The sequence below is a fragment of the Pseudomonas sp. IT-P74 genome (genome assembly GCF_949768175.1).
Lineage (GTDB): Bacteria > Pseudomonadota > Gammaproteobacteria > Pseudomonadales > Pseudomonadaceae > Aquipseudomonas.
In genome coordinates this window covers 71,689-82,839 of record NZ_CATKQD010000015.1, presented here as the reverse complement: position 1 = coordinate 82,839, position 11,151 = coordinate 71,689, and the positions used below count along the sequence as shown (strand labels likewise).

The following is an 11,151-nucleotide window of genomic DNA, read 5'->3' as shown; positions in this document are numbered from 1 at the left end:
GTCTACCGCGAGGAAACCCCTAACGAAATCCGTGCGCGCATGCAGGTTGATCAGAAGGAATGGACTGACAACAGCTATCACTCGGCCGTATTGCGTAGCCCGGAGAACCATCGCTGGGTGACGGCGATGGATATTGCGATTGGGCAAGCCAGGTGTCTGGATGACCCGGTTATGCGGGAGGTGTTGGTGGCGGTTGCGGATTGGAAGATGGATGACGAGCGATTCGATAAAGTCATGAAAATGGAAGGTTGGTCACGGCTTAGTGCAGGGACTAAAGCGCTGGTCGAGGCCAGCTATCTGTATTACGACCAGGGAAAATTTCCTGCAACCGAACTGGTCTCGCTGACTCCGCCGCAACTGGTGGTCGCCTCATTGGGAAAAGGAGTAACACCTTGAGGGATCGCCGACACGACAAATCACAGCGACCGCGCCTGAAGGGTTATCTCTGGGCGGCCGGGATAATGATAGCCACTTGGCTCGGTTTTTTACTGTTCATCATCTACACAGCACAGGCTGAAAACAGGGAGCTCAGGGACATGGGAGCCGTTATGCGTTGGGGAGTCGCGAGTATTTTTGGCACGCTGGCATTGATTTACAGCTGCCACTGGCTCGGCAAGGCCGAGGCCTACCAAGACGCAGAGCTTGAGGCCTACAAAACAAAAATCATGGCCGAAAGAGCCGAGCAAGTCGCTATCCAAGAGCGCACCTATGCGTTGGAAATACGGGGGCTGGGGCTCGCGGTGCAAGGCTGGTATCAATCATCGGTGTGGCAACAAGTCGAGAAAAAGGCAGACAACTTTGCTTCGATTTTTTCGAAGGACGTTAAGGATTACAAAGCCTCATTAACATCCCGAGAAAATTCCAGTCGTCTCAGTACACGGGCTGCTTTTCAGTATTCAGCCAGTGACTCCGTGGCCTACTGGCCAATTCCGGTGTTTGCGATAGCACCACCCAAACAGCCTGAGGACGCCGGAGCCCCAAACACTATTCTTAGTGGACGCAATGCCGCTACCTTGGGTGTCACGCTGTTCCTCTGGCAGGACGCGGACAATACCACCCATGCCCAGAGCATGATCGAGCGCTTGTTCGAGTTTTTTGACGACAATCCACAGGTGCCCCAGGCACTGATCGTTAGCAAAGATGGCGATGTGTCCCGAAACTTGTACCGAAAGCATGGTACACCCGGCTTGCAAAGCGTCCAGGCCGTTCCGACTATTTTCGGAAGCACGACAGGTCTGCTGCTCACCCGTTCGGATCGGGTAGACCGTTACATCCGCCCCTTTGCCACACAGGATTCGGAGGACAACCAGAACACAAACACCGACATGGGCAAGTTGTGGGCGTTCTACTGGAGTCGCGATGATGCATTTCTGGATTGGTATAAAGAAAGTGAGCGTGCCAAAGGCAGGACAGGTCATATTCGTCCTATCACCACCATGTCCTCCACCTACTGGCAATCCCAACTCCCCACCCTCTGGCAAACCCTGAGCAACCGAGGCCCCGGCCATTTCGAACCCTCTGCATGGCTACCGGTGCGCTGGGCCGAGCATCAAGTCAAAGAGTTCGATAAAGCCCCGGTCCTGGGCTACCTGCACCGCCCGATCAAAGTCTCGATGCATGACGATAACGGCAAACTGCTCAAGCCCGCGTTACAGGCCAAGGCCCTGCAAGCAGGCTGGCTACAGGCGCTGGAAACCCTGCCTGAGGGTGAAAAACCGGCACGGGTATTTTACGACAGCACCGACAACACTGCTGGCGAAGTCGCCCTGACCCTCGCGCTGCACAGCCTGAACAGCGATGGAACCGGCTTGGCGTTGGGCAATGTCGACGAGGGCTACGACATCGGTCGGCGCCTGGGCAATACCGGTGTCAGCAGCGCGTTGGTCGAAATCAACCTCGCCACGATTGCCAGCTATCAGGAGGGTGGTGTCAGCGCGGTGGTGTACACCGGCGAGGACGGCAGCGTCACCGTGCAAATGGTCCGCCCGCCTGACGAAGCCCGTAAAACGAAGAACCAGCAAACCCACGGCACCGACCCGTTCAGGTTTCGTATGCCGGGAGACAAACCATGACCAATCCCATTTGCCTGGGCGATGCCACCAGCAGTGGCGGCACCGTCGTCTCCTGCCAGCTCGAAGGCACACACATCCTCAATGGAAAAACACCCGCAGTGTTGGGCGACAAGGCTACCTGCCCATTGCATCTGGGCGAGTTTGCCTTCGTCGAAGGCCATCCGCGCCGGCGAATGAACGGCATTCCCGTCGTATTGCAGGGCCATCTCCTGGCCTGCGGTTGTCATGCTGTGGCGGGCACGGCTCAGAATGTGCAGGTGGTCTAGGCTGAAACACCGGGTTATCTCTTTGTTGCGGGACGGCTGGTGGTTTCAGTTTGTTGTAAAAAAGCCGACATTACTGTCGGCTTTTTTGTGGGCGTTTTCTACGTTAAAAGCCGCGGATGACTCGGGCCTTGAGATCGGTGTGAAAGCGATCCGCATTGGATTTGTTAACGCTACGCACCGACTCGCTACCGTTCACCGAATCCAGTGACATCGAGCGCTTGAGTGTCGATTCGTTGCGATAGGCATCAATAAAGAACTCGATGTCCCGGTCGCTGGTCAGCTTGGGCCATTTATCGAGGTACAGTGGCAGCTCGGTCGGGCCGGTCTTGAACGAGCAGATGCGTCGGTTGGTGATGGTCGCCTCGCCGATTTCGAACGGCACCCACCAGGACAGTGCGGTTTTCTCCGACACCACCGCCAACAGGTGCGTGCATTCGCTGATGTTGCGGGTGATCACTCCGGTGATGTCATCGGTGGTCTGGGATTCGGCATCCAGTACGTCGAGGTAGGTCTTGATGTTGGCCTGGATCAGGCGCGCGTTGATTTTGACCGCGTGGGCGCGATCCATGTGGCGGTAGCTGATAAACACTGGCATTAGAAATGTCCCTTGATCGCGAGTTCGCGGTAATAGGCGCCGAGGGCGGTGAGGCAGCAGCCGGTGGAGTGGATGGCGGCGTAGTACATGTGTTCGGCGTCCACCGGTTCGACCAGGCTGTGGCGGTTGCACTTTTGCAGTTGGGCGAAGACCTCGCCCTGTTCCGGGTTGAACTCGGGTTCGGTGGGCTCGAAGCTGGGGGAGAGGGGGTACACCGACTCCGCTTCGGCAAACCATTCGGGGAGTTTGCGCAGGATTTCCTTGGGGATCAGCGGCGACACTTCGCGCAGGGAAATGAATTGCGAAACGTTGGTCTTGAACACCGGACGCTGTTCCCAGGCATCGAGGGCGTTGTCGACAAACGAGTAGAGGCTGCCGGGAGTGATCTTGCCCAGGATGTTCGCGGCTCCGCCGTGCAGAGCCTGGAGCAGCAATCCGGTGAACACGCCGTGCTGCACGCCCTCCATCGCCGGCTCTTCCTTTTTACAGGCGGTCAGGATGGTCATGCCTTCGCCGATCACGCTGCCTTCACTTCGCAAGGCGCGCAGTTCGCCGGCCGAGCCGCTCTGGCAACAATCGAGAATGATCACTTTGTTCTTGATCTTCGTGGCCTTGCTCGCCCAGTTGAGAATGTCGCTGAGACGAATTCCGTCCTTGGCGCTCTTGTAGTCCTGCGGGATCAACATGCCTTCGTCGGTGTCGGTGTCGAAGCTGCCGTGGCCGGCGAAATACAGCATCGCGACATTGCAGTCCCCGGCAAACAGCTCGCGGATCTGGTCTTCGAGTTTTTCCCGGCTCAGGTAGTCCTCGGCGGAGGTCAGCACGATGTTCTTGAAGTTCGGATCGCCATTGGCGTCGGTCTTCAGTACCGAGGCCATGGCCATGGCGTCATTGCTGCAACCGCTCAGGCGCGACACATGGGTGTAGTCGTTGATGCCGATAAACAGTCCCTTGCGCATGGTTACACCGCCGTATGCTTGCGAATCGCATCGATGATGCTGTTGGTGTTCCACGCACATTCGGCATGTGCCGCGTCACGTACCACCGTGGAAATGCGTTCGGCGCCGAACGGCTTGATCGCAATGATCACCTTGCCCATGCGCTTGGCGATCTCGATTTCCTTGTTGATCCACTTGCTGTAGGTGGAGTACATCCCGGCCATGATCAATACCGCCGAACACGGGCGGATCTTGTTTTCGATGGCCTCCTCAAGTTGTTTGTCGGTTTTCGCGCCGACAATCGGGTTGTCCGGTGGTACCGAAAAGTTCTTGTACGCGAAACCCGGCTTGGCGTTGAGCAGGCGCACGAGATTGTCGTGGGCGTCGGAGTAATTCCACGAGTGGCTGATGAACAGATGGTAGGTTTGCATGGGTGTCCCTCGGTGTCGCAGGAGTGCGAAGAGGGTTTGAACTTAGGTGATTGCAGGGCGGCCACAAGGGGGCGGCGCAGAAAGAGAAATGCCCTACAAGCGGGCTTACGCATGCCTTACAGAAAGGTCTGATGTTTAAGCGGGGGGGAAGATCCAGCCGCCGGCCGCCCCGCTGAAGGCAGGGCGGTCGGCACGTCTGTTTAGTAGCCGTTTTCCGGCAGGCTGGCGATGATCGAGCGGTAGCTGTTCATCCGTTGCTGCTGCACGCGGCCGTCTTCAAGGGCCTTGAGCAGGGCGCAACCGGGTTCGCGGTCGTGCTTGCAGTCACGGAAGCGGCAGGTGCCGAGCAGATCGTTGAACTCGATGAAGCCGGCTTCGACGTCGGCGCGGCTGACGTGGCCCAGGCCGAATTCGCGGATACCCGGGGAGTCGATCAACTCGCCGCCGCCGGGGAAGTGGAACAACCGCGCGGTGGTGGTGGTGTGGGTGCCCTGGCCGGACAGTTCGGACAACGGACCGACGCGGGTTTCGACATCTGGCAGCAGGCTGTTGACCAGCGAAGACTTGCCGACACCGGACTGGCCGACAAACACGCTGATGCGTCCGTCGAGCTGCTTTTGCAGTTGCTCCATGCCGTTGCCGTGGTGCGCCGACACTTCCAGCACCGGATAGCCGAGGGTGCGGTATACGGCGAGCAAGGCATTCAGTGCCGGGGCGTTGTTTTCGTCGATCAGGTCGAATTTGTTCAGCAGCAACAGCGGCTTGATACCCGCATGCTCGGCTGCGACCAGATAGCGGTCGATCAGGTTGGCGTGGGGCTCGGGCAGCGGTGCAAACACGATGACGATCATGTCGACGTTGGCCGCCACCGGCTTGAGCTGACCACGGCTGTCCGGACGACACAACTCGGTGTTGCGCGGCAGTTGCGCCACGATCACGCCGATACCCTGGTTGCCGGCGCGCCAGACCACCTGATCGCCGGTCACCAGCGCCGGCAGGTTGGCGCGCAGGTGGCAACGGAATACCTGGCCGGCCAGTTCGCCGTCGCGGGCCTCGACTTCGACCTGCACACCGAAGTGCGCGATCACCAGGCCATGCTGTTCCGGGCCCAGATCGCCGCCCTCAAGCGCCTCGACAGCCGAGGACTCGCGTTTGGCGGCGCGGGCAGCGCGTTCGCCCTGAATCTTTTCGATGCGCCAGTTTTGACGACGATTGAGTTGGCGTTTGGCCATGGGTGTTCCGTATAAAGAATGCAGCGATTAGGTAAAACGGCCGCGAGTTTAGCACGCCCGGCTACCGGCCTAGGCTAAACTGCGCAGCATTGCCTAGGAGCCAAACATGCAAAACCCACAGAACCTGATCTGGATCGACCTGGAAATGACCGGTCTGAACCCGGACACCGACGTCATCATCGAAATGGCCACCATCGTCACCGACAGTGACCTGAACACCCTGGCCGAAGGCCCGGTGATCGCCATTCACCACAGCGACGAAATCCTCGCTGGCATGGACGAGTGGAACACCCGTCAGCACGGTGGTTCCGGGCTGACCCAGCGTGTTCGCGACAGCCGCATCAGCATGGCCGAAGCCGAAGCCGAAACCATCGCCTTCCTGGAAAAGTGGGTGCCGAAGGGCAAGTCGCCGATCTGCGGCAACAGCATCTGCCAGGACCGTCGCTTCCTTTATACCCACATGAAATCCCTGGAAAGCTATTTCCACTACCGCAACCTCGACGTGTCCACGCTCAAAGAGCTGGCTGCGCGCTGGGCACCGGACGTGCGTGACAGCTTCAAGAAGGGCAGCACTCACCTGGCCCTGGACGACATCCGCGAATCGATCGCCGAGTTGCAGCACTACCGCAAGCATTTCATCAAGTTCTGAATCACGGCCGTCCGTACCGGACCCATCGCGAGCAAGCTCGCTCCCACAGGTACAGCGCCGCCCCTATGGGAGCGGGCCTGCTCGCGATGACGTCAGTTCAGTCACCTTGGATGGCTGAGGCGAATCTCGGGCGCCCTCTTTTGGTGCCTGGATGAACTGAGTAGACTGCGCGCCTTTCTGCAAGGACCGCCACTATGCTGCTGATGCTCTACCTGATCGCCATCACCACCGAAGCCATGACTGGCGCCCTCTCTGCCGGCCGGCGCGGCATGGACTGGTTCGGTGTAGTGCTGATCGCTTGCGTCACGGCGCTGGGCGGCGGTTCGGTGCGAGATGTGCTGCTCGGGCACTACCCGCTGACCTGGGTCAAACACCCGGAATACCTGGTGCTGACCACGGCTGCCGCCATGATCACGGTGTTCACGGCGCGCTGGATGCGGCATCTGCGTTCACTGTTCCTGGTACTCGACGCCATGGGCCTGGTGGCGTTCACCCTGATTGGCTGCATCACCGCCCTGGAAATGGGCCATGGCATGTTGGTGGCATCGGTCAGCGGTGTGATCACCGGCGTATTCGGCGGCATCCTGCGGGATATTTTCTGCAACGATATTCCGCTGATTTTCCGGCGTGAACTTTATGCCAGTGTTTCGTTTGCGGCGGCATGGTGTTACATGCTGTGTATCTACCTGCAATTACCCGGTGAACAATCGATTCTGATCACCCTGTTCGGTGGGTTTTTGCTGCGCTTGCTGGCGATCCGTTTCCACTGGGAAATGCCCAAGTTTGTTTATAACGACGAGCATTGAGTGTTATAGCTCTTGTTGCTGCAAGAGAATGTGCGGTAATTATTTAGCACTTTATGAACTGTTGCTTTTTATAAGCTGAATTTTCATTTCAGTTTATAGGCGACAAGTAATGGTTGACGCATGTTCAGAGACTTGCACGGGTAATAGTCGTAATCAATTCATCGAAGAAAAAATCCCGAACTGGCTGATCCAGGCGTTACCTCACAGACGCTTGGCGCTGCGACAAGCGCCTGTGGCCGTTGCTGATTGGTACAGAACCGCCTCAAAGGCCTCTCACGCTGCCCTGGCCCAAGCTGTCAAGACTGCCTGGTTGTCGCAGTCCAGGCTGGATAAAGTGTTCGAGCCGCTTGCCGATGCCCGTCGGTTTGCCGAGCCTTTGCTCCAGAAGGCGTTGAAAGATCGTTTTGGAGTTGAACTGGATGTCTCCCGAACGTTTCTGCGGCTCTACCTGCCAACGGGAATTTTGAATGGATATAAAGTTAAAACCCTTTCTCTGCTTGATGCAGCGTTGCATAACTTCGAAGTGAAGGAGTCGGCTGCGAATTATTTTGACAGTGCGTCCTGTTTTATCAGTGAGCCCGATGCTCGTGGTCACTTCAGTATTCTGTCGCTTAATAAGCGGATAGGTATTGATGCGTTTATTTTGGCTTGCCGCGATCTGGATATCGGTGGTCAGTACTCACAGCAATTGGAAGCCATGTTGTTACCGACGGATGCGGTAGCCAAGGCCGTCCTGGAATACAGAGTAAAAACCAGTCAAAAGGACGCGTTCAGAGCGGCGGTGTTGTTGGCGCGGATGAAAGGGGATATTTGCGCGGATTCACAGGTCTTGCTGTTGCGCCTGCTTGATGGGGTGCGCAGCCCGGGCATGCATTGTTATCAATTGCAGATCATGACGGCCCGGCTGACCGGGATCATGCTGCTGGCCGGTGATCTGGAGCGTTCTGCCTGGGTTGAGCCGCTTTTGGTTTACATCCCCGATGATCCACTGCACCCGATCAAGGAATATCCGTCGACGCTGGCGTTCAGGGCGACATTGATTGAGCAACTGCGCTCTCCGGTCTACCAAAGGTTTTTTGCACGGTTTATTGATCATGCGCAGCGCGGGGCGTTTTTTGCCGCGCTCGACCAGCAATTGAACGTTGTGAAGTGGCATCCCCCGCAACCAGCAGATCCACGACCCGCCTGGCGCAATACGCCAATTGATAAACCCGTACTGCGATTTCACATGCATAAGGTTCAGAGTGATCCGTGGCAATGGTTGTATCAGGGCGCGCTCAACAAAATCCTCAATGACGCACGCAATATCGCTGTGCCCACAGCGGACGAAGACCGTCAGTCTCGCTGGGAGTTTTGGGACAGTCTGCAGAACGTGGCGTCCATCATTCTTCAGGTCGCCACCTTGGTGGCCGTGCCGTTCGTGCCTTTCGCGGGCGAGTTGATGCTGGCCTACACCGCCTATCAATTGCTGGACGATACCTTTACCGGCATTCTCGATTGGGCCGAGGGGCAGGTCGCCGAGGCGGCCGACCATTTGCTGGGCATCGCCGAAAACCTGGCGCAACTGGCGGCTTTCGGAACGGCGGCGACTGTGGTTGGCAGAGTGCTGGCGATCAAGCCTTCGGCATTTGTCGAGGGGCTCAAGCCGGTGACGCTGCACGACGGACGCACACGCTTGTGGAATCCTGACCTTGCGCCTTACGAGCAATCGGTCTCGCTACCGATGGGAGGTGCTACGGACGAACTGGGTCTTGAGCATCACGCTGGCAAGACTTTCCTCACGCTTGAAAGTCGCACTTATGAAGTGGCTGCCGACCCTGACAGCGGCGCCTACCACGTGCGCCACCCGGAGCGGCCGACCGCCTATCGACCGCGCCTGACCCACAACGGCGAAGGCGCCTGGGCCCATGAAGTCGAGCGTCCGATGGAGTGGCAAGGTGCGCAACTGTTCCGGCGTCTTGGACACTCGGTTGCGGAGTTTTCCGATATCACGGCAAGGCGCATTCTTGCAGTGAGTGGCATCGATGAGGCGGTGCTGCGGGACTTGCATGTTCACTCTCGGCGCCCGCCTGCGTTGCTTGAGGACAGCATTCGGCGGTTCAGGCTCGATGACCGAATCAGTACATTGCGTGCCCAACTGTTGAGTGCCGATCCTGCGGTGTATGCGCGTGTCGAACCGCAGATGCAGGCTCAATTGCTACAGATGCATGGGGTCCGCATATTTGAAAGTCAATTGCGCAATGGCAAGGGCCTGCAAGCCATCGTTGAGTCATTGGACGATGCAACGTTGAAAAAGCTGCTGGGTGTGAACCCGACGTCTGGCGATTCTCTGCCGGCGATTGAAGTTCGCTGCGCGCTACTGCGTGCGCGCATGGCTGACTGGGCCAAGGTGCATCGTTCCGAGTTGTTCAATGCCAGGGAACTTGCGTTCGAACACAGCACCGAAGAGGAAATCCGACAATTACGGCGGGTTTTTCCCGAGCTGCCCAAAACCATTTGCAAGGAGCTATGGCGCAATGCCGGCGCTTCCGAGCATTTGCGAATTCACAACCGGCTTGGAATAAGCCGACCAATGGCGTACGAAGCACTGTCTTATTTGCGAGAGCTGCGCCTCAGCCGCGCGTGTGAGGGCCTCTATCTGGAAGCCGTCAGTCATCCGGACAGTGACAGGATCGCACTGCATATGTTCGAAAAAATCAGCGGCTGGTCACCCCATGTTCGCCTTGAGGTGCGCGGCGAACAGTTCACCGGCACATTGCTGGACAGCGTTGGCAGTCCCGAGGCGCCTGTCCTTGGAGTGCTGGTCAGACAGAACGGCAAGTATCAGGCCCATGATGCCTTTGGCGTGCAACTGCATGGATTCGACACCCTCTATGGCGCGGTGATGCATGCGCTTCCCGACGGGCAACGCTCGGCGTTGGGGCTGTCCTACTCGAGCCGGGGCAGTGAGTTGAAACAATTGATCCAGCAACAACCGTTACCCTCGCGCGCTACGCTGCGAAAACTGTTTGCCCAGCCGCCAGTGGGCCCGGACGCCCGTTCGCCCATGGGGCTTGCGGTAGGACGGTCCGGTTATCTGTTGGGCGGTGGGGATTTCAAATCGGTCGAGTCGCGACCCATCGAGCAACGCTTGCGTGCGCTTTATCCAACGCTGTCTGAAGAGGATCTGGCGGACTTGCGTAGCGAGCGCATGACCGGGGATCCATTGCAGGCCGTCACCCGCCTGGAAAACGAGTACCTCACGCTGGTCAATGAGCTGGAGATCTGGGTCAAGGCAGTCCCCGAGCGTCATCCGCTCACCGGTTTGCCACTGGATGCCGGTACTGTCGAGGATCAAGTCCGCAAAAGACAGGCCTTCATGGAAGAACTCAAAGCCAGTTGGTCGCGCAAGCAGACCTCCGCAAGCCCGTATGAGCCTTACCACTTTTATCTGTACCTCGACATCATCGGCGAGTTGCCGGAACTGTCCGCCGATTTTAGCCATGTGACCGAGTTGGTCTTGGGAAGCCATCATCAGCCCTTGCAAGGGCATGGTTTTCTAAAGGGGTTTACCGGGCTGCAGTTTCTTACACTGGAGGGGATCAACCTGGAGACTTTCCCCATGGAAATTTTTCAGATGCGCCGCCTGGAGTCATTGACGCTTAACCGTTGCGCCTTGCGTCTTTCCGAGCCTGCAGCAGAAGGGCTGTCACGCATTGAAAGCCTGAAGTTGCTGAGTCTCAATGACAATCCATTGGGGATCAGTCCGCATCTGGGATTCATGAAGGGGCTGCGTGACGTTTATCTGCATGATGCCGGGTTATCTGAAGTGCCATCTGGTCTGTCTGGTCTTGAATATTTATCGAGAGTTGATTTGACGTCCAATGACATCATCGAAGTGCCGGACGAATTTTTTGATATTCCGGATACTCGTACCATTGATGTGGATCTCAGTGATAATCCCTTGGGGTTGGAAACTATTGCAGGAATTAATGAGTATCTTGATCGTGCGAGCCTGGATAGAAAGATCTTGATTCGATTTGATGAGTTGCCATCCGAGGAAGATAGTTTTTCAAGTGACTTTGAAGATGGCTCCGCAGACAGTGCTATCAGTAGTGGTGAGGAGAGCGATGGAGGCCAAGGTTGAGTTTTGATGTGGATGCTGTTTACATGGTTTGACTCT

10 protein-coding genes are annotated in these 11,151 nt (G+C 57.4%); 6 read left to right on the top strand and 4 right to left on the bottom strand.

Features of this window, described 5'->3' with window-relative positions:
• The 3 genes from ACM6J5_RS13110 to ACM6J5_RS13100 all read left to right on the top strand — a co-directional run.
• Positions 1 to 396, top strand: a 396-nt coding sequence (locus ACM6J5_RS13110) for a DUF3274 domain-containing protein (protein WP_414928649.1), incomplete at its 5' end; no start/stop codon positions are given.
• Complete coding sequence (locus tag ACM6J5_RS13105) at positions 393 to 2,072, top strand: DUF2875 family protein (RefSeq protein ID WP_414928648.1); 1,680 nt, start codon at positions 393 to 395, stop codon at positions 2,070 to 2,072. The genes ACM6J5_RS13110 and ACM6J5_RS13105, both read left to right, overlap by 4 nt.
• On the top strand, positions 2,069 to 2,338 hold the full coding sequence (locus tag ACM6J5_RS13100; RefSeq protein ID WP_150673215.1) for a PAAR domain-containing protein: 270 nt from the start codon (positions 2,069 to 2,071) through the stop codon (positions 2,336 to 2,338). The genes ACM6J5_RS13105 and ACM6J5_RS13100 overlap by 4 nt, the downstream gene beginning before the upstream one ends.
• Positions 2,339 to 2,441: 103 nt before the next feature.
• Here ACM6J5_RS13100 and ACM6J5_RS13095 read toward each other — a convergent pair whose 3' ends face one another.
• From ACM6J5_RS13095 to rsgA, 4 genes are all read right to left on the bottom strand, one after another.
• On the bottom strand, positions 2,442 to 2,933 hold the full coding sequence (locus tag ACM6J5_RS13095) for a toll/interleukin-1 receptor domain-containing protein (RefSeq protein WP_095943177.1): 492 nt from the start codon (positions 2,931 to 2,933) through the stop codon (positions 2,442 to 2,444).
• Complete coding sequence (locus tag ACM6J5_RS13090) at positions 2,933 to 3,892, bottom strand: caspase family protein (RefSeq protein ID WP_414928647.1); 960 nt, start codon at positions 3,890 to 3,892, stop codon at positions 2,933 to 2,935. The genes ACM6J5_RS13095 and ACM6J5_RS13090 overlap by 1 nt, the downstream gene beginning before the upstream one ends.
• A 2-nt stretch (positions 3,893 to 3,894) precedes the next feature.
• Complete coding sequence (locus ACM6J5_RS13085) at positions 3,895 to 4,302, bottom strand: TIR domain-containing protein (RefSeq protein WP_414928646.1); 408 nt, start codon at positions 4,300 to 4,302, stop codon at positions 3,895 to 3,897.
• Between the two features lie 200 nt (positions 4,303 to 4,502).
• Positions 4,503 to 5,534 (bottom strand): small ribosomal subunit biogenesis GTPase RsgA, encoded by a 1,032-nt coding sequence (gene rsgA / locus ACM6J5_RS13080; RefSeq protein ID WP_150673213.1) that lies wholly within the window; start codon positions 5,532 to 5,534, stop codon positions 4,503 to 4,505.
• Between the two features lie 106 nt (positions 5,535 to 5,640).
• Between rsgA and orn the strand changes: the two genes are divergently transcribed.
• The 3 genes from orn (at position 5,641) to ACM6J5_RS13065 (ending at position 11,115) form a co-directional block, all read left to right on the top strand.
• The gene (orn, locus tag ACM6J5_RS13075) at positions 5,641 to 6,183 is read left to right on the top strand and encodes an oligoribonuclease (protein ID WP_007995036.1); all 543 of its coding nucleotides are present in this window, start codon (positions 5,641 to 5,643) and stop codon (positions 6,181 to 6,183) included.
• 194 nt (positions 6,184 to 6,377) lie between these two features.
• Positions 6,378 to 6,989: a trimeric intracellular cation channel family protein gene (locus ACM6J5_RS13070; protein WP_095943174.1), complete on the top strand. Its 612-nt coding sequence runs from the start codon at positions 6,378 to 6,380 to the stop codon at positions 6,987 to 6,989.
• A gap of 109 nt (positions 6,990 to 7,098) precedes the next feature.
• Positions 7,099 to 11,115 carry a dermonecrotic toxin domain-containing protein gene (locus ACM6J5_RS13065; RefSeq protein WP_150673212.1) on the top strand — a complete coding sequence of 1,339 codons (4,017 nt, stop codon included), beginning with the start codon at positions 7,099 to 7,101 and terminating at the stop codon, positions 11,113 to 11,115.
• Positions 11,116 to 11,151: the final 36 nt, after the last annotated feature.

What these genes read in the sequence shown, in the direction of transcription:
- ACM6J5_RS13100 (WP_150673215.1), top strand. Translation starts at nt 2,069, where the DNA reads ATGACCAATCCCATTTGCCTGGGCGATGCCACCAGCAGTGGCGGCACC.
- ACM6J5_RS13095 (WP_095943177.1), bottom strand. Translation starts at nt 2,933, where the DNA reads ATGCCAGTGTTTATCAGCTACCGCCACATGGATCGCGCCCACGCGGTC.
- ACM6J5_RS13090 (WP_414928647.1), bottom strand. Translation starts at nt 3,892, where the DNA reads ATGCGCAAGGGACTGTTTATCGGCATCAACGACTACACCCATGTGTCG.
- ACM6J5_RS13085 (WP_414928646.1), bottom strand. Translation starts at nt 4,302, where the DNA reads ATGCAAACCTACCATCTGTTCATCAGCCACTCGTGGAATTACTCCGAC.
- rsgA (WP_150673213.1), bottom strand. Translation starts at nt 5,534, where the DNA reads ATGGCCAAACGCCAACTCAATCGTCGTCAAAACTGGCGCATCGAAAAG.
- orn (WP_007995036.1), top strand. Translation starts at nt 5,641, where the DNA reads ATGCAAAACCCACAGAACCTGATCTGGATCGACCTGGAAATGACCGGT.
- ACM6J5_RS13070 (WP_095943174.1), top strand. Translation starts at nt 6,378, where the DNA reads ATGCTGCTGATGCTCTACCTGATCGCCATCACCACCGAAGCCATGACT.
- ACM6J5_RS13065 (WP_150673212.1), top strand. Translation starts at nt 7,099, where the DNA reads ATGGTTGACGCATGTTCAGAGACTTGCACGGGTAATAGTCGTAATCAA.